The sequence below is a fragment of the Bdellovibrio sp. HCB337 genome, assembly GCF_047302465.1.
Taxonomy (GTDB): Bacteria; Bdellovibrionota; Bdellovibrionia; order Bdellovibrionales; family Bdellovibrionaceae; genus JACMRP01.
Genome location: NZ_CP178621.1, coordinates 3,573,854 through 3,600,480 on the forward strand (window position 1 = coordinate 3,573,854; position 26,627 = coordinate 3,600,480).

At 46.1% G+C, this 26,627-nt stretch carries 29 protein-coding genes and 1 tRNA gene; 19 read left to right on the forward strand and 11 right to left on the reverse strand.

Annotated features, from left to right (window positions below; all coding sequences use genetic code 11):
• Positions 1-44: 44 nt before the first annotated feature.
• The 3 genes from ACLWBB_RS17240 to ACLWBB_RS17250 all read left to right on the forward strand — a co-directional run bounded on the left by ACLWBB_RS17240 (position 45) and on the right by ACLWBB_RS17250 (position 3,928).
• Positions 45-440: a hypothetical protein gene (locus ACLWBB_RS17240; RefSeq protein ID WP_413288801.1), complete on the forward strand. Its 396-nt coding sequence runs from the start codon at positions 45-47 to the stop codon at positions 438-440.
• Between the two features lie 174 nt (positions 441-614).
• Complete coding sequence (gene gcvP, locus ACLWBB_RS17245; protein WP_413288802.1) at positions 615-3,509, forward strand: aminomethyl-transferring glycine dehydrogenase; 2,895 nt, start codon at positions 615-617, stop codon at positions 3,507-3,509.
• Positions 3,510-3,658: 149 nt separating this feature from the next.
• Entirely contained in the window at positions 3,659-3,928 is a 270-nt protein-coding gene (locus tag ACLWBB_RS17250) for a hypothetical protein (RefSeq protein ID WP_413288803.1), read from the forward strand.
• A 66-nt stretch (positions 3,929-3,994) separates the two neighbouring features.
• Here the strand turns inward: ACLWBB_RS17250 and ACLWBB_RS17255 are convergent, their stop codons facing one another.
• The 3 genes from ACLWBB_RS17255 to ACLWBB_RS17265 all read right to left on the reverse strand — a co-directional run bounded on the left by ACLWBB_RS17255 (position 3,995) and on the right by ACLWBB_RS17265 (position 6,578).
• Complete coding sequence (locus tag ACLWBB_RS17255) at positions 3,995-4,666, reverse strand: hypothetical protein (RefSeq protein ID WP_413288804.1); 672 nt, start codon at positions 4,664-4,666, stop codon at positions 3,995-3,997.
• A 145-nt stretch (positions 4,667-4,811) separates the two neighbouring features.
• Positions 4,812-5,777, reverse strand: a complete 966-nt coding sequence (locus ACLWBB_RS17260) for a hypothetical protein (RefSeq protein ID WP_413288805.1) — start codon at positions 5,775-5,777, stop codon at positions 4,812-4,814.
• 108 nt (positions 5,778-5,885) lie between these two features.
• Positions 5,886-6,578: an NAD-dependent deacylase gene (locus ACLWBB_RS17265; RefSeq protein WP_413288806.1), complete on the reverse strand. Its 693-nt coding sequence runs from the start codon at positions 6,576-6,578 to the stop codon at positions 5,886-5,888.
• A gap of 88 nt (positions 6,579-6,666) precedes the next feature.
• Between ACLWBB_RS17265 and ACLWBB_RS17270 the strand changes: the two genes are divergently transcribed.
• Together ACLWBB_RS17270 and ACLWBB_RS17275 are read left to right on the forward strand one after the other, a co-directional pair.
• Complete coding sequence (locus ACLWBB_RS17270) at positions 6,667-7,665, forward strand: glycosyltransferase family 9 protein (protein ID WP_413288807.1); 999 nt, start codon at positions 6,667-6,669, stop codon at positions 7,663-7,665.
• Positions 7,665-8,672, forward strand: coding sequence for a small ribosomal subunit Rsm22 family protein (locus ACLWBB_RS17275; protein WP_413288808.1), 1,008 nt, complete (start codon positions 7,665-7,667; stop codon positions 8,670-8,672). Before ACLWBB_RS17270 ends, ACLWBB_RS17275 begins: the two co-directional genes overlap by 1 nt.
• Here ACLWBB_RS17275 and ACLWBB_RS17280 read toward each other — a convergent pair.
• Positions 8,665-9,435, reverse strand: a complete 771-nt coding sequence (locus tag ACLWBB_RS17280) for a TIGR02147 family protein (protein WP_413288809.1) — start codon at positions 9,433-9,435, stop codon at positions 8,665-8,667. The two genes, ACLWBB_RS17275 and ACLWBB_RS17280, sit on opposite strands and share 8 nt — an antisense overlap.
• A gap of 160 nt (positions 9,436-9,595) precedes the next feature.
• A complete protein-coding gene (locus ACLWBB_RS17285; RefSeq protein WP_413288810.1) occupies positions 9,596-10,102 on the reverse strand; it encodes a tRNA (adenine(22)-N(1))-methyltransferase TrmK in 507 nt (168 codons plus the stop codon).
• A 109-nt stretch (positions 10,103-10,211) separates the two neighbouring features.
• Here ACLWBB_RS17285 and gcvT point away from each other — a divergent pair, with 109 nt between their 5' ends.
• The 5 genes from gcvT to ACLWBB_RS17310 all read left to right on the forward strand — a co-directional run bounded on the left by gcvT (position 10,212) and on the right by ACLWBB_RS17310 (position 13,961).
• Positions 10,212-11,309, forward strand: a complete 1,098-nt coding sequence (gcvT, locus tag ACLWBB_RS17290; RefSeq protein ID WP_413288811.1) for a glycine cleavage system aminomethyltransferase GcvT — start codon at positions 10,212-10,214, stop codon at positions 11,307-11,309.
• Between the two features lie 10 nt (positions 11,310-11,319).
• A complete protein-coding gene (gcvH, locus tag ACLWBB_RS17295) occupies positions 11,320-11,706 on the forward strand; it encodes a glycine cleavage system protein GcvH (RefSeq protein WP_413288812.1) in 387 nt (128 codons plus the stop codon).
• A gap of 18 nt (positions 11,707-11,724) precedes the next feature.
• Positions 11,725-11,807, forward strand: a tRNA-Leu gene (locus ACLWBB_RS17300).
• Positions 11,808-12,138: 331 nt separating this feature from the next.
• Positions 12,139-13,479 carry a polysaccharide deacetylase family protein gene (locus ACLWBB_RS17305; RefSeq protein ID WP_413288813.1) on the forward strand — a complete coding sequence of 447 codons (1,341 nt, stop codon included), beginning with the start codon at positions 12,139-12,141 and terminating at the stop codon, positions 13,477-13,479.
• Between the two features lie 2 nt (positions 13,480-13,481).
• Positions 13,482-13,961 (forward strand): hypothetical protein, encoded by a 480-nt coding sequence (locus ACLWBB_RS17310; RefSeq protein ID WP_413288814.1) that lies wholly within the window; start codon positions 13,482-13,484, stop codon positions 13,959-13,961.
• Between the two features lie 46 nt (positions 13,962-14,007).
• On the opposite strand, the gene ACLWBB_RS17315 is transcribed toward ACLWBB_RS17310, so the two are convergent.
• On the reverse strand, positions 14,008-14,682 hold the full coding sequence (locus tag ACLWBB_RS17315) for a hypothetical protein (RefSeq protein ID WP_413288815.1): 675 nt from the start codon (positions 14,680-14,682) through the stop codon (positions 14,008-14,010).
• A 105-nt stretch (positions 14,683-14,787) separates the two neighbouring features.
• Between ACLWBB_RS17315 and ACLWBB_RS17320 the strand changes: the two genes are divergently transcribed.
• The 4 genes from ACLWBB_RS17320 to ACLWBB_RS17335 all read left to right on the forward strand — a co-directional run bounded on the left by ACLWBB_RS17320 (position 14,788) and on the right by ACLWBB_RS17335 (position 17,943).
• Positions 14,788-15,651: a LysR substrate-binding domain-containing protein gene (locus tag ACLWBB_RS17320; RefSeq protein WP_413288816.1), complete on the forward strand. Its 864-nt coding sequence runs from the start codon at positions 14,788-14,790 to the stop codon at positions 15,649-15,651.
• A gap of 64 nt (positions 15,652-15,715) precedes the next feature.
• Positions 15,716-16,477, forward strand: a complete 762-nt coding sequence (locus tag ACLWBB_RS17325; protein ID WP_413288817.1) for a basic amino acid ABC transporter substrate-binding protein — start codon at positions 15,716-15,718, stop codon at positions 16,475-16,477.
• 3 nt (positions 16,478-16,480) lie between these two features.
• The gene (locus ACLWBB_RS17330) at positions 16,481-17,224 is read left to right on the forward strand and encodes an amino acid ABC transporter permease (protein ID WP_413288818.1); all 744 of its coding nucleotides are present in this window, start codon (positions 16,481-16,483) and stop codon (positions 17,222-17,224) included.
• Entirely contained in the window at positions 17,221-17,943 is a 723-nt protein-coding gene (locus tag ACLWBB_RS17335; protein ID WP_413288819.1) for an amino acid ABC transporter ATP-binding protein, read from the forward strand. The genes ACLWBB_RS17330 and ACLWBB_RS17335 overlap by 4 nt, the downstream gene beginning before the upstream one ends.
• Before the next feature lie 10 nt (positions 17,944-17,953).
• Here the strand turns inward: ACLWBB_RS17335 and ACLWBB_RS17340 are convergent, their stop codons facing one another.
• Complete coding sequence (locus tag ACLWBB_RS17340; RefSeq protein ID WP_413288820.1) at positions 17,954-18,586, reverse strand: hypothetical protein; 633 nt, start codon at positions 18,584-18,586, stop codon at positions 17,954-17,956.
• Positions 18,587-18,800: 214 nt separating this feature from the next.
• Between ACLWBB_RS17340 and ACLWBB_RS17345 the strand changes: the two genes are divergently transcribed.
• On the forward strand, positions 18,801-19,169 hold the full coding sequence (locus ACLWBB_RS17345) for a hypothetical protein (protein ID WP_413288821.1): 369 nt from the start codon (positions 18,801-18,803) through the stop codon (positions 19,167-19,169).
• Positions 19,170-19,303: 134 nt separating this feature from the next.
• The gene (locus tag ACLWBB_RS17350; protein WP_413288822.1) at positions 19,304-20,152 is read left to right on the forward strand and encodes a vWA domain-containing protein; all 849 of its coding nucleotides are present in this window, start codon (positions 19,304-19,306) and stop codon (positions 20,150-20,152) included.
• A gap of 3 nt (positions 20,153-20,155) precedes the next feature.
• Here the strand turns inward: ACLWBB_RS17350 and ACLWBB_RS17355 are convergent, their stop codons facing one another.
• The gene (locus tag ACLWBB_RS17355; RefSeq protein WP_413288823.1) at positions 20,156-20,863 is read right to left on the reverse strand and encodes a hypothetical protein; all 708 of its coding nucleotides are present in this window, start codon (positions 20,861-20,863) and stop codon (positions 20,156-20,158) included.
• 43 nt (positions 20,864-20,906) lie between these two features.
• Positions 20,907-21,455: a DsbA family protein gene (locus tag ACLWBB_RS17360; RefSeq protein ID WP_413288824.1), complete on the reverse strand. Its 549-nt coding sequence runs from the start codon at positions 21,453-21,455 to the stop codon at positions 20,907-20,909.
• Positions 21,456-21,568: 113 nt separating this feature from the next.
• Between ACLWBB_RS17360 and ACLWBB_RS17365 the strand changes: the two genes are divergently transcribed.
• The 3 genes from ACLWBB_RS17365 to ACLWBB_RS17375 all read left to right on the forward strand — a co-directional run bounded on the left by ACLWBB_RS17365 (position 21,569) and on the right by ACLWBB_RS17375 (position 24,700).
• Complete coding sequence (locus ACLWBB_RS17365) at positions 21,569-23,593, forward strand: ferritin-like domain-containing protein (protein WP_413288825.1); 2,025 nt, start codon at positions 21,569-21,571, stop codon at positions 23,591-23,593.
• Positions 23,594-23,728: 135 nt separating this feature from the next.
• Entirely contained in the window at positions 23,729-23,977 is a 249-nt protein-coding gene (locus tag ACLWBB_RS17370) for a hypothetical protein (RefSeq protein WP_413288826.1), read from the forward strand.
• Positions 23,978-24,139: 162 nt separating this feature from the next.
• Positions 24,140-24,700, forward strand: coding sequence for a hypothetical protein (locus ACLWBB_RS17375; protein ID WP_413288827.1), 561 nt, complete (start codon positions 24,140-24,142; stop codon positions 24,698-24,700).
• Positions 24,701-24,772: 72 nt separating this feature from the next.
• On the opposite strand, the gene ACLWBB_RS17380 is transcribed toward ACLWBB_RS17375, so the two are convergent.
• The gene (locus tag ACLWBB_RS17380; RefSeq protein ID WP_413288828.1) at positions 24,773-25,810 is read right to left on the reverse strand and encodes a hypothetical protein; all 1,038 of its coding nucleotides are present in this window, start codon (positions 25,808-25,810) and stop codon (positions 24,773-24,775) included.
• Positions 25,811-25,920: 110 nt separating this feature from the next.
• The gene (locus tag ACLWBB_RS17385) at positions 25,921-26,511 is read right to left on the reverse strand and encodes a PAS domain-containing protein (protein ID WP_413288829.1); all 591 of its coding nucleotides are present in this window, start codon (positions 26,509-26,511) and stop codon (positions 25,921-25,923) included.
• Positions 26,512-26,627 lie beyond the last annotated feature (116 nt).

The following is a 26,627-nucleotide window of genomic DNA, read 5'->3' on the forward strand; positions in this document are numbered from 1 at the left end:
GGGCTTTTTTCTTTTCAGACAATCTTTAAAGAGGAAAATAAATCATGAAACTTTTTTTGTTCGTCGGCTTTTTCGTTTTTGGATTGAGTTTGCAAGGCTCTACCGCGTTTGCTGCAAAAATAAACTGCGATCGTTTTTCACAAGATGCTAAACGCTATAATTCAGAAGTTTCTCAAAAACAAAAGCAACTCACTGGCCTGGAAGAGCAATTACAATCGGGCACAAAAGCTATCAACGACTATAATAAAAACTGCCGAGCGGCCTCTGCACCTAACTGCAATCCGGTTATGTACAACATGATCAGCGGCCAAATGACCAACGTGGCAGGGCAAAAACAAAAAATCCAAGGCGAGATCCTGACCGCCAAAGAGAGGCAAGGCGAAGCTCTGCAGAACCTCAAATCCTGCAAAGCCGTGAAGCTTCAGAAAACGGTACTTTAAAAGCCATTTTAAGGCCTTACCAGCTCTGGCCGAGGCCTAAATAACGCGCCATTTCGGGGTGATCCTCTACCAAGTGCCCGAAAATCGGCCATGACGGCCTGCGCTCTCGGGCTAGGACTTTATCCCCTCTTTGGACTGTGATAGTTTGTCACTCAAATTTCCAAGGACCGTGGCATGAAATCAAACACCTTCTCGTTGAACTACTCCAATAACTCTACTCAAAAAGAATTCATGGGTCGTCACATTGGCCCCCGTGATGAAGATATTCAGGCGATGCTTAAAGAGCTCGGCTTTTCATCTTTGGATGAAATGGCAGCTCAAGTCGTTCCCCAAAAAATCCGCACGACAAAAAATTATTCTGTCGTTGGTGACGGCATCTCTGAGTACGAGCTTTTAGCAAATCTCAAAAAGACCGTTTCTAAAAACAAAGTCTTCCGCTCTCTTTTGGGCATGGGCTTCTACGACACCATCACGCCAACTGTGATTCAAAGAAACGTTCTTGAAAATCCAGTGTGGTACACAGCCTACACTCCTTACCAAGCAGAGATCGCACAAGGTCGCTTGGAAGCACTTTTGAACTTCCAAACAATGGTCATTGACCTGACAGGTATGGAAATTTCTAACAGCTCGCTCTTAGATGAAGGATCGGCGGCTGCAGAAGCAATGGCGATGGCTCATGCTTCTCATAAACATGACAACGTGAATAGCTTTGTCGTGTCTCCGAAAATGCATCCTCACGTGATCGAGGTTTTGAAAACACGTGCGGAGCCTCTGGGCTTGAACATGATCGTTCAAGATCCAAAATCTTTTGATTTTAAAACTCCGGTCTTCGCTGCTTTCATTCAGTACCCTGACACAGAAGGTGTGATCGAAGATTACAAAGAAATGACGGACAAGTACCACAATGCGCATGCAATGGTTGTTGCGTCTGTGGATCTTTTGTCTTTGACGCTTTTGACTCCTCCAGGAGAATGGGGCGCTGATATCTGCGTTGGAAACTCGCAACGTTTTGGCGTGCCACTCGGTTTCGGTGGTCCTCATGCTGCGTTCTTGGCGACGAAAGACGTTTATAAGCGCATTATGCCAGGTCGTATTGTGGGTGTTTCTGTGGATAGCCACGGGAAGTCCGCTCTGCGCTTGGCTTTGCAGACTCGCGAACAACACATCCGTCGCGAAAAGGCGACTTCTAACATCTGTACAGCTCAAGTGCTTTTGGCAAACATGGCCAGCATGTACGCTGTTTACCACGGTCCAGAGGGTTTGAAGAAAATCGCTCAACGTGTAAACCGTATGGCTGCGATCACTGCGGAAGGTTTGAAAAAACTTGGTTTCACGACTCCAAGCACGACTTACTTCGACACTCTTACAGTCTCTACGCCAAAAGCAGCGGACATCGCGAAAGCGGCCGAAGCTTTGAATATGAATTTCCGTGTTCTTGGCAATAACACTCTTGGTATGTCTTTGGATGAAACTTGCAGCTTGCAAACTGTTGATGACATCTTCCAAGCGTTTAACTTGGGCGCTAAAGCTAGCTTCACAGCAGCGGACATCGATGCAAGCTTGAACTACAACTGGCCAACCCAGTTCGTTCGTAGCAGCAAGTATCTGACTCACCCGGTGTTTAACACTCACCGTTCTGAGCCCGAGATCACTCGTTACATCCACATGCTTCAGAATAAAGACATCACATTGACTCACTCGATGATCCCACTCGGATCTTGCACGATGAAGTTGAATGCGACGACAGAACTTGTTCCTGTATCATGGCCTGAGATCAATAAAATGCATCCGTTTGCACCGACGTCTCAGATCCAAGGCTACATCGAAATGATCCATGACCTTGAAAATAAACTTTGCGATATCACGGGTTTTGCGGGCGTCAGCCTTCAGCCGAACTCGGGCGCTTCTGGCGAGTACGCGGGTCTTCTTGTAATCCGTAAATACTTCATCGACAAAGGCGAAGCTCACAGAAACGTGTGCTTGATTCCAAGCTCTGCGCACGGAACAAATCCAGCTTCTGCTGTGATGGCAGGTATGAAGGTTGTAGTTGTAAACTGCGATAACCAAGGAAACGTTGACGTTGCAGACTTGAAAGCAAAAGCGGTTGAACACAAAAAAGATTTGGCTGCATTGATGATTACTTACCCTTCAACTCATGGTGTGTTTGAAGAAAGCATCAAAGAGATCTGCCAAACTATTCATGATAACGGCGGCCAAGTTTACATGGACGGCGCGAATATGAATGCACTTGTGGGGCTTTGCCGTCCTGCGGAGTTTGGTGCGGACGTATCCCACATGAATCTGCATAAGACTTTCGCGATCCCGCACGGTGGTGGCGGCCCAGGTGTTGGTCCTATCGGTGTTCGTGAACATTTGAAAAAATATTTGCCGACTCATGGTTTGCAACCAGAAGCCGGTCCTAAAACAGGCATCAGCGCAACCACTTCTGCTCCTTGGGGCAGTGCTAGTATTTTGCCGATCTCTTGGTCTTACATCACGATGATGGGCGCTGAGGGCTTGAAGAAAGCAACTTTGGTTGCGATCTTGAATGCGAACTACATCGCGAAGAAACTGGCTCCTCACTACCCTGTTGTCTATAAAGGCAAAGAGGGTTTGGTAGCGCATGAGTGTATTTTAGATATGCGCGAGATCAAAAAAACCAGCGGTGTTGATGTTGCTGACGTTGCAAAACGTTTGATCGATTATGGCTTCCACGCTCCGACCATGTCTTGGCCGGTGATTGGCACGTTGATGGTCGAGCCAACTGAGAGTGAGCCAAAAGCAGAACTGGATCGTTTCATCGATGCGATGATCAGCATCCGTAACGAAATCCGCAATGTCGAGAGCAAGAAATGGGATATCAAAGACAACCCACTTGTGAACTCTCCGCACACTGCAGAGACCTTGCTGAAGTCAGAGTGGGCTCACGCTTACTCGCGCGAACAAGCGGCGTATCCAGCTGAATGGCTTCGTAGCAATAAATTCTGGCCAGTCGTAGGACGTATCGACAACGTTTACGGCGACAGAAACTTAGTTTGTTCTTGCCCGAGTGTAGATACTTACAAGTAACTCATTTAAAGGCCGGCCAAAAAGCCGGTCTTTTGCTTTAAGGCAAAGACTTTGGAGTAATCCTTCTCGATATCGAGATGTTCTCTGGATTGTCTATGGTTCACACAGATCTCTATCATCTAAACGTGAATCAATACTAAGGAGACTTCATGAAAACTTTATTGCTTATATTACTTAGCACATTGAGTTTGGCTGCCTTTGCCGCCCCGACATCAACGACATATACGCCCGAACAAAGAAAACAAATGGCAAATATGCACCTAAAGGCCGCAGAGTGTTTGAACTCTACAAAGACCGTTCAAGAGTGCCACCAAGAAATGATGAAAAACTGTCCTATGATGAAAGATGGAAGTTGCCCCATGATGGGAATGGGTATGGGAGCTCCTCAGGAACCCGTCAAATCAAAGACTACAAAATAAATTGTCTAAGAGAATTTAAAATGGCAGATCAGCCCCCAAAAAAACCACGTGATGAACGTGGTTTTTTTATTCTTCGATCTTGACCCATCTGAAGCTTTTGAATTTTTCTAACTCATCGGCAGACATCGCTTTGATAGTCCCGACCAATTCAGAGACAAAATATTTTTCAAATTCTTTTACTTTGGTAATACGAAATGAAGCATCGCAATTTTCTTGGCAGCTAGCAGGGCTGCCGACATACATGATGGACACCGGGAAACCGGATTCATTAAAAACAGTCCCTCCGACAGAATCGACGGCCTGTACTTCGGCGATGTATCCAGGCTTCAAAATCCTTTCATGACTGTGACCCCTGCTAAAATAGCAATGTCCAATTTCATGCAGAAGGACGGCAAAAACTTCCTGAAAACGCGGTTCTTGCTTTTCTCGTTCAAAAACCTTTCGATTAATAACGATGTACACACCGTGGTTGTTATCATCCCAAGAGCAATAGGCGCTGCGATTATTTTCATATTCGTCTTCCGTCGTGACCCAAACCGGAAGAGACGTAAAACTGTTTTGATAACCAACTTCCGCAGCGAGTGCAGAGATATGCTGAAGTGTCGCTGCAATTTTCTCTCGCTCCTCAGCGGTCGACTCGTCCTCTGGAATCCAGATTTTAAAACCATTGCATGACACTAAAAGACCACACAAAGAGACAGCCAAAATATTTCTACAGACTAATTTGAAAAAAACCATAACACCCAAAGATTTAAAGGCTGTTTATAGACGAGAATCCAATGAAAGGACCACAACTGCCATATTCGAAGAAATTTATACAGGGGCCAAAAGATAAGGGGCCTTTGAAGCCCCTTGTGTATTTTTATACTTGTAAGAAATTCGTTTAAAGTGGTGTGTAAGTAACTTGGCAGTAGCCTTTCTTGGCAATACCGCCACCGCCAGCAGCGCCGCTACTTCCACCGCCGCCGCCGCCGCCGCCCCAATTGCCGGCTGTTTTACCCGCTGTATTCTGACCACCGGCGGAACCGCCGCCGCCTCCACCACTTCCCATAGAGCCGCCAAAATTGGTCCCGCTGTTTCCAGCACCACCGTTGATAGTAAATTGATCCGAACCTTTACCACCACTACCGCCATTATTTCCAGAAGTGGCGCCTGCGCCGCCTGTCGTGGCACCGCCGTTGCCACCCGTACATGTCGAGCAGTTTCCACCGCCGCCGCCGCCACCAGCACCATTGCTGCCACCGTTACCGTTGCCACCATTGCCACCAGCACTATCCGGACCTGCAGCACCGCCGCCACCACCTGCGCCGCCAAGACCGCCGCCACCGGCACCACCATGGCCACCGGCTTTTGCATTTGCCGCTGGAACGGATGAACCTACAGCACCGCCAGATCCAGAGGCGCCTGAGTTGCCTCCGGCAGTTCCGCCCTTCGCAACTACAGTCGACGTATCTTTAAAAATCGAATCGCCACCGTTGTTTCCAGAAGTACCGCCAAGGCCGATCGTCACGGAAATGGTGCCTCCTGGAGTTAAAGTCACATTGTTTGCATAGGTATAGGCCCCACCGCCACCACCACCGCCACTTTGAAAGGGTGAGCTTGCATTGCCGGTTCCGCCGCCACCGCCGCCACCAATACATTCAACCTTGTTGTTAGAGTTGTTCCAGTCTGCGGGAACATCCCAGGTCGCATCTGTGCTGATAATTTGAATGGTGATTGGAGCTGCGGGTGTCGAGTTCTGTTTCTTCCAAAATCCGTGGGGAATCGTTTGGGAGTGTGAACCCAAACTCCAGAGAACAGTACCCGTTAAGAATGCGGCTGCTATTTTCAAATGATGTGTATAGGTCATGAAAAAAGGCTACCACACAGATCTGCGTCCATTCAGGTACTTTTTGGAACAAGTGGGAACAAAGTGCTCGGTAAAGGTACGCGTTAATTAAGCTCAAGCTTTCGAAAGCTAGGAGTTTAGAATCTTTCTTGCCCACGTAGGAACTTGTTCGGAAGCAGGCCCGATCCACTGCTCGTCGAAATAACTGCTTACTAAAGATGCATCTTTGTTGATTTCAATTTTATGCGCTTGCGGGCACATTTGCACAAAGCCCGCAGCAGGATACACATTTCCAGAAGTGCCAATTGCGACAAAGTAATCGCAAAAGTTTAATGCTTCATAGATTTCGTCCATATAGTAAGGCATTTCACCAAACCATACGATATCAGGTCGCAGATCCCCCTTCACTCGACAACGAGGACACTCGTTGGTTTGAGTTAGTTCGTTCTCCCAATTCATTTTAGCATCACAACTTGTGCACCAAATGCTACGAAGCTGACCGTGCATGTTTAAGAGTTTTTTTGAGCCTGCACGTTTATGAAGGTCATCGACATTTTGTGAGACGAGCAGAAAATCCCCCTGCCACGCTTTTTCAAGTTCAGCCAGAGCTTTGTGAGCGGCGTTGGGTTCGACCTCGTTTAGTTGCAAGCGACGAAGATTGTAAAAGCGATGAACCAGCTCGGGATTTCGAGCAAAGGCCTCAGGTGTTGCGACATCTTCCACCCGGTGGTTTTCCCAAAGACCATTGTTATCGCGAAAGGTCTTTAACCCGGACTCAGCACTGATTCCGGCGCCTGTCAGGATCACGATATTTTTCTTCATAAGAATCATTTGAGCGTATCCCCCGACCCTTTCCAAGCCTAAAATTCCCTTCTTATGGCCCCAGGCCCCATGCTATGATGACCCTTCGATGAAAAAGGCCGTGTTTATACGTCTCGATAAAATTGGGGATCTGATTTGTACCATGCCTGTGGACCAAATCGATTATCTCAAAGATTGGGAAATCACTTGGGTGATTTCTAAAGGCCTATCGTTTATTCCCGATCACTCGGATCCAAAGCGAAAATATATTGAGCTCGATAAATCGAACCCAAAAGAAGCTCGCAAGCAACTTGAAAAACTTCTTCGCGAAATCAAACCGGATGTCGCGGTTAGCATTCAAGCTCCGTGGTGGGTCAGCTTTATTTTGTGGAAGTGTAAGGTCGCAAAACGCATCGGTGTTTTATCTAAATGGGATAGTTTTATTTTCTTAAACGCGGGTGTTCGCCAAAAACGCAGCCTGTCTGTAAAACACGAAGCCGATTACAACCTGGATTTGATTAAACAAATTGATCCAGAGAATATTCCTGACGTCACGGCTCCCATTCTTCACCTGAAAGCCGATCCTCAACCCGCGTGGTTGACTCACCGAAAGCTAGAGCCAAAAAAGTACGTGGTGGTTCACCCAGGTATGGCGGGTTCTGCATTGAATTGGCCAACTCAATACTATATCGAGCTGATCGCAAAACTGAAAACCTACGACAAAGTGGTACTCACTGGAACTGCGGCTGATGAGCCTTGGCTAAAAGATATCAAAGAGGCTTACAAGAACGATCCTCAGGTGATTTCTTTGCAAGGAGCCTTAAATCCTAGTCAGCTATTGTACGTGCTTGAACAAGCGAACACTGTTTTTGCACCAAGCACTGGCGTGATTCACATGGCCGCAAGCCTTGGAACACGTGTATATGGTTTTTATTCTCCGATTCGAGTGCAAACTGAAAAACGCTGGGGCGCTCGTGGCAATGATGTGCATTTGTTCTCTCCGGATGTCGACTGCCCGGCGGCTCATCACTGCTTGGGTGACAAATGCCCGATGTATCCGTGTATGAATCAAATCACTCCTGAGCGCGTGTTGAAAGAGCTTCAGTAATGCAAAGACTTTTCACCGTTCCGAAAGAGCTTGAGCAGAAAATCGAGAGTGCACTTAAGAATTTCAATCTGACGTTGCAAGACTCCCAAAAACTGGCAGAGGCCGTCAAAAAACTTTCGGACTATTTCATTCAACATCCAGAGGGCGCGACTCCGTGGAGCGAGAACTGGGCGCAGATTGCGTACTTGGTCTATTTTCTGCCTTTGAACAATGCCCGAGTCCAAGCCGTCGTCAAAGAAGCACGTTTTCAGAATTTCTTTAAAGGCTTAGATCGCGTCGTCGATTTTGGTTCCGGCTTTGGCACCGCAAGCCTTGCGCTGACCGAAGATTTTCAAAAGTTCACTTTGATAGAGCGAGCTAAAGATATTTGTTCGCGCTTTGCATTTTTGCCGCCAGCAAAAACAACATGGCTTGATAAAGCTCCGAACTTTGAAAATCCACAAAGCACGCTTGCAGTGTTCTCTTATTCGCTGACGGAACTTTCTGACCTTCCACCGTGGGCTAAAAAGATGGAAGCTTTGATGATTCTAGAGCCCTCCACTCAGCAAGATGGCAGAAAGCTTTTAGAACTTCGACAGAAGCTAATTCAAGAAGGCTATAGTCTGTGGGCGCCTTGCACCCATCAGGGCCACTGCCCCCTTTTGATAAATTCCAAAACGGATTGGTGCCATGATCGAATTCACTTTGAAATGCCAAAGTGGTTTGAAAAGATGGAACAGCATCTGCCGATGAAAAATCGCACGCTGACAACAAGCTATCTTTTGGCTCGTAAAACCAAAGCTCCTGCAAGACCCAGCAACTGGGCCCGCACTGTTGGGGATCGCCTTGAAGAAAAAGGCAAAGACCGTCAACTGCTCTGCCGAAGCGAAGAACGCGAGTTCCTTGCGTGGATGCATAAGCAGGGCCTTCGCCAAGAAATTCCTCGGGGAGTTCTGATTGAAATCCCCGAAGATGCACAAAAAGTTTCTAATGAATTAAGATTGAAAGACCCTGTTTCGCTTATTTAGAAACAGGGAACAAAGAAATCGCCAACTGATAAACGTGTTGTTTGTCATCCGGCTCAGACAAGAAATGACTGAGTTCGCGACGGAATCTAGCAATACGCTCGTTCGCTTCTGCAAGACGAGATTCAGAAACACAAACTGTCGTTGTGCTATGTTCACCAACGTGATTTGGAATCAAAGCAATAGCTTGGTTGTAAATCTGCTGCTTCACGAGTTGAGCGCGCGGATTCGTTTTGCTGGAAACGCTGTGATTGTTGATCTCTGTTTTCCAAACACCGTCTTCACGCTGAGACAATGCACCCGCAGTCATCAAATCATCGAGAGCTGTTTGCGCTTGAGCAATTGTTAAATTCAAACGCTCTGCAATCCAAGCTGCATTTGCTTGGAAATTTTTAGATGCAACAAGCTCCAAAATCGCGAGGTGATACCATTCCATCGATTGAAGTAAGTGCGCATTTTCGATCTCAGCAATTGCGTGCACTTCTTGAGCGCCCGAAGAATAACGACGACGACGACCGTTGGCCTTTTGAATATAGTCCTGTACTTCCTGCTCTGAGAGCGAAAGACGTGGCGCCAGACTAAGAATTGTCCGCGCTGTCATCGACCTTTTTCCGTTAAGAAGCTTTGATAAAAAAGACGAGTCCACGCCAAGATCTCGTGCAAAAGCGCGCAGAGAATAATTCGGATTCACCGAACTTCTGCGAGAGAGCTCTTGTTCTAGGAAAGTCCTAAAATCACTAGCACTAATAGAATTTAACTGAGCCATATACCACACTTATCAACTTGAAATTTCCCGCAGAGACATTATGCGTAAAATAACGTGAAATCGAAAGCAAGAAGAAAACAAGAAATGGTTAAAATGTTTGCGGCCACATAAAGTCCGCACTGTTTGGATCAGTGGTGAGGACAACTCGACAGAAAAATATTTAATTTGTCGAACGTTGAACGATGTAGATGTGACGTTGACGACGTCTTTCTGTACAAACAATTTCTTGGTGAATAGAATACGTGTCCGTGAAACTTGCTCCCAAAGCCGAAAGCAGGTCCATGAACTTCTGTTCATCTCTTTGTGGGCATAAAATCAAACGCTCAGCTTGCAAAAAGTTTTTGTTAAATAAACTTTTTATGATTTTAAAAATTGCAAAAGCACCAACACCCGCGATCACAACGTTTCCGGTAACCGGACAATCAACTTCTTCGCCTTTTGAAATTTTAAAATGAGCTTGCGAAGAAACTTCTGAGAATTTCTCGCGCACCGTTTTTTCCAAACCTTGGATGATGTGCGGAACCTGGTCGACAAAATAGACTTCGGAAAATCTTCGCGACTTCAGAGCTTCGACCCCGAGGTAGCCATGGTCACAGCAGAAATCCCAAACCGCCTTTTCTGGCAGCAGGTTTTCATAGATTAACTGCAGTCTTTCCGAGAGAATCACGGGCGTTTCCTTGCTATGGGGCTTTGACAATATCCAGCAAAACCCCTGCTATTGACAAGAGCTAAGAGCCCAGGGAAATTGCCCCATCGGACATTTCCTGGAGGCCCTTATGGAAACAAGCCAACTCAATAAAACCCCTTTAGCTGAAGAGCACGTCAAACTTGGCGCCCGCATGGTGGATTTCGCCGGCTGGTGGATGCCCGTTCAGTACAAAGGTCTTCGCGAAGAGCACGACAACGTTCGTACCAATGTCGGCTTGTTTGATGTTTCTCACATGGGTGAAGTTCGCTTCAAAGGATCGAAGGCTCTTGAGACCTTGCAATGGCTAACCACTAACGATGTGGCAAAGTTGAATGATAACGAAGCTCAGTACAGCCTTCTTCCGAACGAGCAAGGCGGCTTGGTCGACGACATCATTGTTTACTGCCTGAAAAAGAATGAAGACTACTTGGTGTGTGTGAATGCTTCGAATGCCGACAAAGACTTTGCCTGGATGGTGAAGAACAATAAAGGCGCTGACATCACCAATGAATCTTCTTACTGGGGTCAAATCGCGGTTCAAGGACCTAAAGCTTTGGCGTTGATGGATAAGGTTTTCGGTTTCAAAGCAAGCGACATGGCCACTTTCAAAGTTCACCGCTTTGACTACAAAGGCTTCAAAGCCATCCTTGCAACGACCGGTTATACCGGCGAAAAAGGCGGCGAAGTGTTTATTGAAGCCAAGGGGGCGGCGACTCTTTGGAGTGATCTTTTGGCTCAGGGCCAAGAGTTCGGGGTTCAAGCAATCGGCCTTGGTGCCCGCGACACCCTCAGAACCGAATACAAAATGTCCCTTTATGGCCATGAGATTGATGACACGACGAATCCTTACGAAGCCAAACTTGGTTGGGCGATAAAACCGTCCGCGAAAGACTTTATGGGCAAGGCTCCTATGCTCAAAGTCAAAGAAGAGGGCCTAAAAAAGCAGCTAATTGGTTTTAAGATGTTGGATAAGGGGATTCCACGCCAGGGTTACTCCCTATTTTCTTTTGACAATAAAGAAATCGGCAAGGTAACTAGTGGGACTCACTCACCAACCCTGGACGAACCCATCGGAATCGCCTATATTTCTTCGGAATTTGCGGCCGAGGGGACTGAGTTTTCAGTCGATATCCGTGGACGTAAAGTGAAGGCGAAAGTGTGCAAAACCCCTTTCGTGAGTAAATAGGAGAAACTCAATGCCATTCCATATCCCAGAAGAACTTTACTACACAAAAGAACACGAGTGGGCTCAGGTTGACGAGAACATCGTTACTGTTGGCATCACTGAATTCGCTCAAGAGCAATTGGGTGAGATTGTTTACGTTGAGCTTCCAGAGGAAGGTCAAAAAGTAACCCAAGGCCAAACTTTCGGCGTTATTGAATCCGTAAAGGCAGCCAGCGACCTTTATTCTCCAGTTTCTGGCACAGTAATCGAAATCAATACTGGACTTAATGACGATCCTTCTGTATTAAATGACGACCCAATGAACGAAGGGTGGTTGATCCGCATCGAAATGGATACGGAGAAAGAGCTAGCAAACCTAATGCGTGCTCCTGACTACAAAAAAATCGTTCAGGCGTAAAAACTAAATATACCGCATGCCCCGCTGGTGAAATTGGCAGACACGCTAGACTTAGGATCTAGTGCGCAAGCGTGGGGGTTCAAGTCCCTCGCGGGGCACCATCTAAAAATAAAAAAGCGACCCAAAGAGGTCGCTTTTTTATTTTTACGTGAGTACTCCACGAGGATTTTAACTCAAGACTTTGGGGGTTCCAAAAAATGCCATGACGGCATTTTTTCGATGATCGCGCAGCGATTACCCCGAAGGGGCAAGGGCCAGAACGGCCCGCAGTCGCACTCCCTCGCGGGGCACCTCTGACTTGAGGCGGCCTCGATGGCCGACTCAAGTCACCCGACTGGAACATGCGGGTGCGGCAATTAGTCCAGTGCCACATTTCCCACTCTGTATTTATACAAAACTAGGCGTAAAATCTGAATCATAGAGGAGTAATCTATGAATTTGTTTCGCTTCGTTTTAGCACTGTCTTTAGGTCTATTCATGACGGCTTGTAATCATACCGGAAGTAAAAACCAAGAAAGTCCGCGTGAACCGGCAGCACAAACTGAATCACACGCAACTCACTTACCTGATGATCAAATTAAATCTTTGCAGGATGCAGCTGCGAAACAAGATTCTTCGCGTGTTCACGAGCTTCTGTCTGGCGTTCGCGTTGCCCAAATCCTTGTTTCTTCTTTCGATGCTCGTCTTGCGAAAATCTCTAAAGAAGAAGATGCAGACAAATTGATGAACTCGCAGCTTTATTGCCGTCTGCAAGAAGTACGTCCTCTGCAAGAAGCTATCGATGAAAAACTGCGTGTGATCTTCGCAGCAGCCCTTCAACAAGGCGCTCCTGGAAGAGAGTGGATGTATCAACAGCTTCGCGCTTTTGCTAAAGTCGATGTTCTAAATGAAGTCGCAGTGATGCAAGTGATTCGTCTATTGGCGGAAAATGAAGAGACATATTGTGGCGCCAAAGATTGTTTTACGACCGAAGCTACAAAATGGCCCGAACTTCACGTAAATCCAATGGATGACGAAGCGATGGCGAAATATGTTGGCACTCGCATGGCTAAGTACAAAACAGTCACCAAAAGTGACGTTAAACCAGGAAATTGCTTTGGCGACCGTCGTGAGCCAAACCAAGTAGGCGCTTATGATTGGAAGAGCCGTAACTGGGTAGGATCTGTTTTGCCACAAGGGAACTTCGTATTTACATATGACGACGGCCCTCACTCCACTTTCACAAAAGAAATCCGCGATGCATGGGCACAAGCAGGAATGGTGAAACCTGCGTTCTTCTGGCTTTCAAAAAATGCAACGAACCTACCGTCTATCGTCAGCGAATTGAACTCTCAGGGATACGTGATTGGCTCACACTCTGCGGATCACAAAGATCTAGGAGCTTTAGCAAAAGCTGGAAATACAACGGCGCTTGACTACCAAATCAATGGTTCAGTAGCTACCCTTACGAAAAATTTGGGGAAACAAGTTCGTTATTTCCGTCTGCCTTATGGTTCGGGCGTAAAAAGTCAACTTATCGGCGCGCGCTTTCAGGCTTTGAATCTGGATCATTTCTTCTGGCGCGTGGACTCTTTAGATTGGCAGGATAAAAACCCAGCTTCTATTCGTGATCGCGTTGTTGCACAAATGAAAGCAACCGGACGCGGAATCGTACTCTTCCATGACATTCATTCACAATCTGCGAAAGCGACACAGTTGGTAGTGAATTATCTCAAGACTAGTTCTTCGCACAAAGCGGTTTCCATCTTAGACTTACCAGGTCTTCAAAAATAATCATGAAAAGGTCTATCGCTGTTTTATTAAGTATATTTGTTGGGCTGCCAGTGGCAGCCCAAGTTCCTTATGCACAACTGGAAAAATTGCGCCGTCAGACCGTCGCTGTGAGAGTGACTATGGATGCTCCTGAAGGCGCGACGGCTCGTGAATGCGGATTGGCTTCGAAGGACCTAGCAAGTCTTGGTGGAGCTTTATCTGCAGCTACCGACAGTGCAGCTGAAAAGTGGCAAAGCTTAACCATCAGCGAAGCGGATTTGCCGGCGTTGAAATCCAAAGTGGCGATCTGCAAAGAGCGCGGCAGCTGCCAAATTTACGAAAAGTTCCTCTCCAGCGCAAAGACTGAAGACGGAATCAAAGCCCAAGTGGCCGAGATGCAGTCTTCGCTTACAAAGACTCTAGAAACTCTGGAATCAAGCACATACACCAAAGCTCTGAAGACTGTGCCATCTCCTTGCACAGCCTTAGCTCCTCTGAAGTAGAACAGTTTGAATCGTTTCAAAGAACGATTCAAACAACACATCTTCTCTATGGAGTTAATTGCCCTACAAAGTTCGTAACGTACTCGATCACAAGATCTTGAAATTTATAAGAAGGCCCTGCTTCTTCTGTAACGACGAAATTGTGATCTCCTTTTGAAGTCGTTGCTAACAAGTCTTCTCTTTGAAGATCCCTTAATGTCCGGCGAATTTCATCGACTTTGCAATACGGGTCCTCTTCTGAAATCACCATTTTTAAGTGGATGTCTTCTTTGTTCAGAATATTCCAATAAGTTTTTTCAAACGGAGCTTCAGTCGAGCAATTCGGTGTTAACAGGATATGAGTTCTTGCAAGATCGATCGAAGGATCTAGTGCCTTCGTAGAAAAGCTTTTGGAAATAAGAACCGTTTGATCCGCACCAAAACCAAAAGTCTTTTGCGCATTTGTTGTGACTTCATGAATATCTCGCGCGGCTTTTCGAAGCTCCTGCTCTGGAACTTGAAGAGTGTCTTCAGACCAATTGAAGCGAACGGTAATAAATCCCTGGCTTTTCAATTTTTCCGCTAAACCCGAGAATAAGCGCTCTTTCATTAGGTACTTTTTTGCAGGGGCTACGATAACGAGCCCCTTAGCTTCGCCTTCTGGTCGGTCTACAAGGACCTCTACGGCGTACGTTTGCGTTGAACTCAAAATTAAAAGCAATGTGAATATCATTTTAAACATAGAACCTCCCAGGGTCTCGTTGTGATTATCTGGAACTGCTTATAAAATAACCAGGAACGCCTGTCTGTTGTTTATTTTTGTACATTGTGTTGGTATATATACAACATGATGAAATTTACAGTTCCCCCCGAGTATTGTTTGATCATAAATGCCTTTAATCAGGCCAGTTCCTTGCGAGGGGCTGCGGCACTTCTTGGAATGGATCCCCCTTCACTTGTCAGGAAAGTTCAAAAGATTTCATCTGAATTCGGTTATCTCCAAAAAGTCGGAAACAAATGGGCTGTCACTGAAGCCGGAAGAAGAGTTGCTCTGTGGACCGAAGAAATCATGCAAAGCCAAAGTGAACTAGCACAAGAAAAATCAACATTGCGAATTTCGTCCTTCGCTTGGCTTGCAGAAGAGATGCTTATTCCTGAGTTTGCAAAACTTCAGAAGCTTTTAAAAACAGGTCAATCCTGTTCATTCAAGTTAACAGCCAGTAATCAAGAACAAGAGCTGCTTCAGGGCCGAACAGACCTTGTAATTCAGGGCCATGCCCCCACCGATCCTTCCATCGCTTATAAGAAGATTTCTTCTTACGATTGGGTAGTCGTTGCTCCCTACGCGTGGAAAAAACAATTTTCGGGGCTAAACGAGGATCAAACCGTACAGCTACTTCATAAAAGAAGTTTTATTCCTCACACTAGCCTGAATCCAGAAAACGCTTTGGGCTTTCAACCTCTGACAAGAGCCCCTATCACTGCGGACGCAGTTATCGGTCTCCGCTCGGCCGTTGTTCACGGCGAAGGTTGGAGCGCTCTTCCGGCCATGTCGGTCCACAATTATCTGCGCGATAAAAAGCTGCTGAAATTGAATCTTCCCTCCTATATCAAAGACGACGTCTCTGTATGGTGGGTCCGCGCACGTAAAGACATGGCAGAGACCTCAAAGGTGGTCAGCAAGTGGATCACAGGGTTCGAGATCTCTTAGAAGACCCACAAGGATTGCTTGATCTTTCCCACAATTTTATCTCTAATTGGGCTGGGGGAAATCTATGAAAAGAATTACTTATCTCGTTTTAGCTTTGTCACTAACGGTTTTCGGCGCCTGCACTAAAAAAGCCGAGGTTGCAAAATCCAAAGCCCTGCTCGTTGGCACTGATGCTGCCTATGCCCCATTTGAAAGTGAAAATGCAGCTAAAGAGATTCAGGGTTTTGATATTGATATCCTAAAAGCTATCGCAGCCAAAGCTGGGCTTGAATTGCAGTTCATCAATACACCTTGGGAAGGCCTCTTCACTCAGCTTGCAAGCGGTGACCGAGACATCTTGATTTCTGCTATTACTATCAATGACACTCGCAAAACACAGATGGATTTTTCTGAACCCTACTTCGAAGCGGCTCAGTTGATTGCAGTACCTACAAAATCCAAAGTACAAAAGCTAGATGATCTGAAAAGCCTGAAAATCGGCGTTCAAACCGGTACAACCGGGGACGATATCGCTAGCAAACTTGTAGGTAAGACAAACGCCAACGTGAAGCGCTTCGAAGGCACTCCCCTGGCATTGCAAGAGCTGCAAAATGGTGGTGTTGACGCCGTGGTTGCTGACAATGGGGTGATCAATAACTTCCAGGCTAATAACAACGGCGATTTCAAAGTCATTTCTGATCCAAGCTTCCCGAAAGAGTTTTATGGCATCGCCGTTAAAAAAGGAAACAAAGAACTTTTAGATAAAATCAACAAAGGCCTTGCTGAAATTAAAGCAGACGGCACTTACGACCGCATCTATCAGACTTACTTCAAAGAGAAAAAATAACGAATGTTCAGCTGGTTCCGAAGCGACATCATCGTTGAGTACTTCCCGCTTTTCATGCAAGGGTTGGTCACAACTCTGCAACTGACGTTGATTGGCGTGGCTGGTGGCACCATTTTGGGATTGCTTCTGGGCCTTGGAAAAATCGCTCAGGTAGAGCATGGACCTTGGCGTATTCCCATCTTGCTGTTTGTGCGCTGGCCTTCGCAACTTTATGTGACGTTCTTTCGTGGCACTCCCCTGTTTGTACAAATTCTTTTGATTCACTTTGCTTTGGTGCCGCTCTTGATTCACCCGGATGAAGGCTGGCTGATTCGCGGGGAAGTGGCTTCTTACCTAAAGCGCGAGCACGGAGCCTTTATTTCTGGTTCACTGGCTTTGATTCTCAATTCTGCCGCTTATATTGCAGAAATTTTCCGTGCGGGCATTCAATCCATCGATCGCGGACAAACAGAAGCGGCTCGCTCTTTGGGCCTTAGTTACTTTCAAACTATGAGACACGTGATTGTTCCCCAGGCTGTGCGCAGAATGCTGCCGCCCCTCGGGAATGAAGCTATTATGTTACTGAAAGACTCTTCATTGGTTTCGGCGATTGGTTTGGCGGAACTGGCTTATGCAGCTCGCACCGCAGCTGGGGCGCACGCTCGTTATTGGGAGCCTTATTTGTTCATCTCACTTTTGTATCTGATCCTGACGATGCTTCTTTCCTATGGCGTCCATACTCTTGAAAGAAAGTATAAAACGATATGATCCGCGTGAAGAATTTGAATAAATTTTTTGGCGAGAAGCAGGTACTGAAAGACGTCAGCTGCGAGATTCAGGACAACGAAGTGATTTGTGTTATTGGGCCGTCGGGTTCTGGCAAAAGCACGTTCTTACGTTGTCTGAATGCTCTTGAAAAAGCGCAGAGTGGAACTGTCGAACTGAATAAGTATCAAGTTACGGATCCACAAACAGATTTAAACTCGCTTCGATCCCATGTGGGGATGGTCTTTCAAAGATTTAATTTGTTTCCGCACATGACGGCATTACAAAATATCCGCCTTGCTCCAGAGAAAGTCGCTGGCAAGTCCGCGGCCGAGGGCGAAAAACAAGCCCGCGAGCTTCTAAAACGCGTGGGCTTAGAAGAAAAAGCCGATGCTTACCCTAATGAACTTTCTGGGGGCCAACAACAGCGCGTGGCGATTGCTCGCGCACTTGCGATGAATCCCCAAGTAATTCTTTTTGATGAGCCGACTTCGGCCCTAGATCCTGAGATGGTCGGTGAGGTTTTGGATGTGATTAAATCCTTGGCCCATCACGGAAGAACAATGATCGTTGTCACTCACGAGATGGGTTTTGCCCGCCAAGTAAGTGACCGTATCTTTTTTATGGACGAAGGCCAAATCGTTGAAACCGGCACGCCCGCTGAAATTTTTGATCACCCAAAAACCGAGCGAGCACGTACTTTTCTAAGCAAGGTTTTATAGCCTTTAACTTTTAGTAGTTCGCGCAGAAGTTAAATGCAGAGTCCATCGCGTCTGCAGAATTTTGGCTGCGATAGTAATTGTTGTAAGCGGTGTCTAAGCACGACTTCGCATTTCTGTCGACTCTACGTGCTCCGTCAGCAGCTCGTTTTGCAGAATCTGCAGCGTTCAATTGTTTATAGTACATGTCATAGGCAAACTTTACGATCTCAAGCTTTCCCGCAATCGGAGCTTGAGAAGCTTCGGCAGCTCTGTCCATCGCGTCCACTGAGTTTAAGGTTTGGTACATTTTTTCGTAAAGATATTCCATCACCTCCAAAGAGTCCGTCTTGCGGCATGCTTGGCCCGCTTTGGTCATGGAATCTGAAGTGTTCAGCATCTTATAGTATTTTTCGTAAGCAAATTTAACACAAGCATCAGAAACAGGGCTGCCGCCATTGCCACTACGTTGAATCAAGTCCAACGCTTTTTCCAACTGCTCTTTTGCAGAGATCAAGTTAGAATCGCTAGCCGTTGTGTCCACAAGTGCATCTTGGATTTCACGAGCAAGGTTATAGATATCTCTTTTAGTCGTAGGATTGGCAAAAGCTTGAGTTGAGAACAAAGTCGCCATTGCAAGAAATGTAGTTACAAAGATCTTAGTCATGGAAAGCCCTCCGATAATAGGTTCCCTAGCCTTTTATGTTTACAGGAGAGAGCGAGTCAAGAGCATTCCCATCTGTTCCACAATCTGCCGATTTTCCGGCCCTGTTTAAAGCATGGTCGGTTTTCATAGGTAAAATCGTATTTAACCCCTTAAAAACAGAGGCATAGACGTTGCTATTTCCTTTTGTGAACTAACCTTCTGGAAAGGATACCTTATGAAAAACACATTTCTTAAAGTTACTTCAGTCGCTCTTTTGAGCATGATTTCTTTAAACAGTTTTGCTGGCGGCTTCTTGGAGCAAATCGAAAACTCAAAAAGAATCTCTCGTGATCAAGCTAGAAGCATTGCTTTGATTCATGCGCGCGCAATGAACGCCTCTGAAGACGTGAACATCGCAGTTCGCCTGAACGCTGAGCCAAAGTATGACGTGTCATATACTTCGCACTTTAAATACGACGAAGATCCTTCTGGCACTTACAGAGTGATCGTTGATCGTAGCGTGTCTTATCAGACCTGCAAGATGACCCTGACGATCAATGATCGCACTGGTCAGCTTGTTGAAAAGTCAGTGAGCTGCGAATAGCCCCCTCACACGGCCCCCGGGAATAATTACAGACTTGTCTAACGAGTAATGCCCTGGGGGTTCGCCAAATCCCCTATAGTGCTCATAAATGGCCCTGGTTTTTGCATAGACCTCTTTCAGCAAAGGAGGTCCCTATGAGACCGTTCTCTCAAAAATTCAATTTTGGTCCCCTGGGACTTCTGATGGCCTTGAGCCTTTTGATCGGTTGCCAACGCGCACGCCTCGAGCCGAATTGGCCGAAGGATCAACAACAGCAAGGACAAGGGCAGACACAAATTCCAGATAGCGGCCCGCTACAACCTCAGAGTGGGGACTTCTGTAAACCCGCTTCGATCCAGCCAAATAAAATCGTAAAAGTCCTCTTCTTGGTGGATGCTTCGGGCTCGAACTTTGGACAGTACGGGACGGTTCCAAGTGATCCGGATAAAAAATGGAGATCCCATACTCTTCGTAAGTTCATCACTCAATACGTTGACAAAGAAAACATCTACTTTGGCTTGGTGCTTTTCCAAGGCACTTCCGCTAAAGCTAAAATTGCAAAACAAGGTCACCCTAGCTTTTCGAATCAACGAGATGTCGTGTCTCAAGGCTATAAAGCGTTTTTAAGAAATGATGATGGCGGAAATACTCCTTACAAAGCCGCTTTAAAAATGGCGAAAGATGCTATCGCTGCGGATCTACAAAAGAACGCTGACGACCAGGCTTCGTATGTTGTTGTGACGATCTCTGATGGACTCGCAACAGATTATAAGAGCCCAGAACAAGTTATTCCAGATGCAGCGTCTATTATGGAGTTAGCTCCAAGTCGCATTACTTTGAACAGCGTTTATTACGCAAGAAGAACTCGTTCTTCGATTCCTCCGTACTTGAAAAGTATTGCGGATATCGGTCATGGCTCTTTCGTGATGGCAGACACACGTCAATCCCTGAAGCTGGAAGACGTCATGCACGTGCCTGCGATCAGTTGTGCTTACAATCGCTAAGATTCAATTCTTAGTGTTCCCGAAAATAGTGCGGATTTGCTCTTGGTACTTTTCTTCCATATTGGCAGCCGAGGCAATCCACACTTCTTGATCAAGAAACTTCTTAATTGCATAGACTTTACGGGATGAGGGGTTCTTCGCTTTGTAGTCCCTCTCTGCCGTTTCAAAAACTTCGGTCTGAGTTGTCCACAAATCAATCCGTCCATAGATTAGTTTTTTATAGTTGATCGAATCTTCGTTAAGACCCTCGATGTTTGTGGCCTTGCTGCCAAGAATCTTGTGTAGTTCGTCATCTCGCATACTGCCATTAAGAAAACCTATACGGTATTTCTTGAGCTCATTCCAACTTTCCAATTTGATCTTGGGATCTGTGGCATAAAACCAGCTTTCAACCGCGCCCAAGTGGCCTAGCCAAGCATAAATTTTTTCGCGGTCTGCACTGCGCGCTAAAGGAAAAAAGAGTCCATTGCGGGTTTTCAAAGTTTCATGCAGGGCTCTCTTCCATGGAACCCAAACGACTTCAAACTCTTTCGCCTTGCCAGATTTCTTAATTTTTTCCGCAACAATAGTTCCAAAAAGTCCCGATAGACCGTCGACTCCATCGCCCTTCTTTTCAAGGAATGGAGGTGTCTCAGCCGCAAATATTTTAAATGTCGCCGCATTGAGAGTATGTGAAAAGGCAAAAACAAGGGCCGCAAGGATCCACTTCATGCCCACCATCATAAAGACAAGTCTGAGAAAGCGCAATATTACACTAAAGTGATGCTGAGGGTTTCTCTTTCATACTCTCTATAAAGCTCTTCAGCTCTGCATATTCCAAAGGACCTACATATTTTGCTTCGTTAACAAAGAACGAGGGAGTCCCGTTGACGTCACTAAATTCCCCGCTGAGGTAATCAGCCTTTACTTTGTTCAACAGAAAGGCACTTTTGATATCTTCGTCAAATTTTTTGAGATCTAAATTCAACTCCGTTGCGTAATCAAGAATGTCTTGTGCAGAAAGATTCTGCTGATTCTCGAAGAGCTTATCATGCATCTCCCAAAACTTAGATTGAGCCCCCGCAGCTTCTGCGGCCACAGCAGCCAGCAATGCGTGTTCATGCGATTGAATCAGTGGAAAATGCCGAAAGATAAAACGCAGGTCCTTGCCAAAGTCCCTTTGCAGCCTTTTCACCATGGGATATGCCTTTCCACAGAAGGGACATTGAAAGTCTCCATATTCGACAATAGTGATTTTAGCGTTCTCGCTTCCTTGACCATGATCCTCGTCACTCACTGGTGTTTTCAATCTATTTGTCCGCATCGGAGCCTCCGTGAACTTGATGGTAAAAGCTTCGAGTTGCCTCGCCTAGCTGATTTTTAGCATGTTGAATCTGACTGTGCGCTTGTTATGCTCTCGCTCAAAGGAAGTGTCCTATGGCCAGTTCGAAGATCGTAGTCGAATCCAGAGTTCATTTATTCTCGACGCTTGCAGAAGCCGCCGAGCTCGAGCACAACTTCATGTGTCTCTACCTCTATGCCATGTTTGGCTTAAAAAGAAATTTAGATGAGGGGCTCACCGAAGAAGAACTGGCTGCCGTCGAGAGGTGGCGTCGTGTGATTTTGGGAATTTGTATCGAAGAAATGACTCATCTTGCTTTAGTTGCGAATCTTTTTGTCGCAATTGGCTCGACGCCTCACTTTTCGCGTCCGAACTTTCCTGCATTTCCAGGTATGTATCCCGAAGGAATTATCGTCGAACTTGCAAAGTTTGATATGGATACCTTAGATCATTTTATTTATCTAGAGCGTCCCCGCTCTCTAGAGATTCAAGATGGAAAAACTTTTTCTGCGGATATTCACTATAGCCGAGTGGCCCCTGTTGGCCGCTTAATGGCTTATGCCGGAGACTATGAAACCGTTGGCGATTTCTATCAAGCATTGCGCGAATCCATTGACCACCTTTGCGAAAAGATCGGAGAAAAAGCTCTGTTCTGTGGCGACCCTGCACAGCAAATTGGCCCGGTGGATTCACCACTGCCGGGACTTATCATTATCAAAGACAAAGAAACGGCATTGAAAGCCTTGGACACCATTGTTCGCCAAGGGGAAAGTGCGCTTCAAGAAGAGGGCTCACACTTTGCGCGCTTTCAGGGAATCAAAAAAGAATACGAAGAGCTTCTGAAAAAAAATCCTTCGTTTGATCCATCTAGACCGATTGCTCGTAACCCTGTGATGCGGACTCCGTTAGATCGAGAACATCGTGTTTTTGTCGACGAGCCGCTGGCTGCGCAGTTCATGGATCTATCGAATGCGCTTTATATGTTCATGCTAAAATCCTTGGTACAAATTTATACGATTGAAAATCGTCCCAAGGCCGAGAAAAAAGAGCTTTTAGAAATAGCCTTTACCATAATGCATGCCATGGGCATTGTCGGAGAGACTCTCACCTATATGCCGGCTTCTCCGAGTAAACCTGGCGTCAATGCAGGAATGAGTTTTGCCATGAATCGTTTTACGGCGTCTTTGTCTTCTAAGGGTGAGCTTCTGATTATGATTGAACGGCTTCAGCAATTCGAAGCCGTGTTTGAAAAACTTTTTAATGAGCTCAATGAGCGGGAAAAACACAATCAAGATATCAGAGCGTGCCTTGACCAACTGAAAGTCGCTCGAGACCAAGTTCATGATGTGCTTATTCGTGCCCGCAAGCTGGCAGAGCATAGTACTGCAACAGAAGAAGTCTCCTCAAGCACCGCAAGCTCTTTGGCAGAGGTTGCTAAGTCCAGCGATGCGGCCCCGATAGAAAGATCTGAGTCTTCGGCCATTGCCGTTTCTTTTGAAACTAAAAAGTGCATCCATGCGCGCCACTGTGTAACACAGCTGCCAGGGGTTTTTATGGCGAACACTCCGGGCAAGTGGATCTTTCCAGAAAAAGCGTATCCAGAAGAACTTGCGGCCGTGATCCGTCAGTGCCCTTCCGGAGCTTTGCTTTATAAAAGTAAAACTGCAAGCCTTCACGACGAAGAAGCACCGGCCGTCAACGTCCTACGCCTTCGAGAAAACGGCCCTTACACTTTGCTGGCGGATTTACAAGTCGATGGTGAAAAAGCCGGCTATCGCGCGACCCTATGCCGTTGCGGCAAATCTAATAACAAACCGTTTTGTGATAACGCCCATGTCGCTGCCAAATTTAAAGCCAGTGGTGAACCTGAAACCATCGACGCCACCGAGTTAAAGAATCGTGGCGGCACCTTATCTATTCAACGCACTGAGAATGGCCCACTATCGCTTTCTGGAAACCTCGAACTTTGCACTGGCACTGGCCGAGTCGTGCTTAGAACGGAAAGTGTCTACCTTTGTCGTTGTGGCAATTCGAAATCAAAACCCATTTGCGATAACTCTCACATTGCTGCGGGATTTAAAGATAGCACTAAAAAGACGCCGCCAGAATTGACTCTCTGAGCCCTCTCTTTTTGAAAATCAACTGAATGTGTGGAACGAGTGGAAACACTAATTCCATTTCGTTTTGCACATCCTGAGTGCCGAGAGACCTTTTTGGTGTATGACGAAAGAGAGCTACACCAAAAGGGGGACCTTATGAAAAAACTTTTCGCTATGACTTTGATCGCTTTGAGCTTCACGACTTCAGCTTTTGCAGAAGAAACTCCAGTTTCAGAATTTCTTTTGAATTTGCAGCAAACTGCAGCTGCGACTTCGACGTCGAACTATTGCTGCCTTCATAAAAATGGCGGTACATATTGTGACATGGGCTATGAAGACAAATTCGGCGCTCCATGCAAGTGCTATATCGGCAACAAAGGCTATCCAGGCCACGTTTGCCGCTAAAGATCTTTTTTCGAACAAGGGTTGCTCATAAAAGCGGCCCTTAAAATAGGGTCCAACTAAATTTAAGCCATTCCTTGCTCGATTACACCAAGCTTCACGATTTTTGATTGCCATCATAAAAGAGCCATATGATAAAAATCTAAACCATTGAAGGAGCACTGAATGAAATCAGCTTGGAAGAGCATATTGCTTAGCACACTGTTATTGGCATCAATCACGGCAAAAGCAGAGACTCAAGCAATCTCGTCGTCTATCGCCGATCCTTCTTTCAAAAAATGGTCTGTTGAAGGTCTCTTCAATACGATTTCAAATTCCACTACTTCGACTTTTGGTCCTTCGATTATGTATGCGTTTAGCCCACGCAACCAAGTAGGTTTTCGCTTCTTAGCTCCGACAGGAAATTCAAACTCTACCGGAACAGCCTCTGCGGTCCTACTTTACCGTCATAACTTCAGTGAAGCTAAAACAAGTCTTTTTGGTGAGCTTTCAATCGCGCAGAACTTTTACTATTCAGAGAACACGTACTATCGAAACGCGCTGATGGGAGGTTCTTACGGAACTAACATTGGTATCATCCATCACATTACCTCAGACATTGCCTTTGGCGGAATTGCTGGTGGCGAATGGGCCGAAACTTATATCAGCAACAAAGACTATTACAATCGAGGCGGAGAGTTTAATGTCTACGCTCGTCTTGGTGTTTTTGGCGCCATCGCTTTTTAATTATTATTCGAACCAATCGATATTCAGGTAGCGGATTGCTTCACTTTTGGAAGGTCCGCTGATCTTGGTGGTCTACTCAGGTAACTGCGGGAACTCGTTGTACTGGCCGTATTTCTGCACTTGAGATTTTATCCATGCAGAGCAGGTTTCAATATTGCCGCGGTTAAATGTGATCTCTGCAAAGGGATAGTACTTTTGTGTACCTATCGGTTCGTCATACTCTAACTTTTTTTGCGGTCCTGATGGCGACGTATAGTCTACAAAGCTGATCGAGGCCAAAGCCGTCCCATAAGACAATGTAAACTTGATCTCTGAACGACCAATTCTTTTTAAGCGCTTCTCGACCTGAGAGCACTGACTTGCAATATATTTCTCATCGCCACTCGCTGACACATTTCCAAATGTCACTTTTTCAGCGATAAAATCGAGCCCAGGTCTTAGCAGCTCGATATTACCGTCTTGACGAAGACGTGCCGGAGCCCAAGAGATTCCTGACACGTTGGCAAGACCATCACGACCACGAATTTTCAATTCTGGAGAGAATACATATCCCACAAGCGCACGGACCGGGATGCTCACCTGCTCTTCAATACCCGGAGTGACTTCGACAGTCTCACTATACGCATAGAAAATTTCGTGAATCACCAAAGCCACTTTATTCACAGAATCCAAACGATCCCAGTATTTTTTGTTCAAACGAATGGTGAAATCCAAGCGATTTGCCAACTGCACTTGTTTGTAGGGGCTTACGATGGGACTAGCCTCTGGAATCTCGACAAGTTCTTGATCCAACACTCGCCACATGTACATACTAATTCCGGCAGCCAGTCTATCTGCGACCACTGGCGAATAGGTACGAATCTCAGACAGCTTCTTTGCCAACATCTCGGTTTCGACCGCATTCAAAATAGAAAGACCCTGAAGAGCCTTTGCATAGGAAGGATGAGATTTCAGACTGTAATCAATCTCGGGCGCTAGAACCCCAACTTCATACAAATCCAAAAGGTAAGGTTTATCGTTAATCAAAACTCCGCGACCGCCGTTACCAACGTCACGAATACCCGCCTGTGCCAATGAAGAGACAAAGAGAAGTGCTAAAATGATTTTCATATATTTGTTAGAGCACAGGCGTTTTGAGATCTCAATCGCTGAAAGACGGTCGTGTTCGGAACTTTGCTAAAATGTTCGGTTTTGACGCCTCGCAAACCCTGGAGAGGTATTTAAGCCGTGAGTGGCGGGCGCATCCGCTTCTTCCCGCCTGGGAATAGGGTCATTTGGAAGAACTCTCCAACTCCGTGCACACCTTTTAAAAGTGGCTCTGCGTGAAAGCGAAACGGTATTTCGCCAACGGGTGTTGCCCATAGCACTTCGAAGTCCGCTTTTTCACCCTTGGCTTTAATGAGCACCGCCGGATGATTTTCTTTGTCGATACGTTCGCCATTTACAATCACAGGCTTAAACGGCAGCCCTTGTTCAGAATCCACAGTTCTTCCCACAAGGCATTCACCCAAAATCTCGCGCGCAGTGCTATTTGCATAAACGATCGCTGTTGATTCTCGATGTGTAATCACAACTGGTAAAGGTGTGCTTTCGGTCTCTTTCTCTAAAATGGTATGCAGTGCTTGTTGCTTCCAAAGCTCAACAAACCCTTGATCAGCTTCGTCGGCGCAATGTTTTTTGGGTTTTGGCAAGAACGCCGAAGTCAGCGGCAAAAGAATCAGAGGCAACAACAAGCCCCCGCCCCAGACTAAGAGGAACGAGAAAATCAAAGATGTAAATGCAAAAAGAGCTGCCATAAAAAGTGTTTTCATATTTTCCATTTTAAAATCCTTCTCGAAATGGTTTTTTACTGTCTTAAGGTAACCGGTCTTTTTATAGTTTATTAGATAGTAAAAACTGGAATTATATTTCAATGAGTTGTACAATT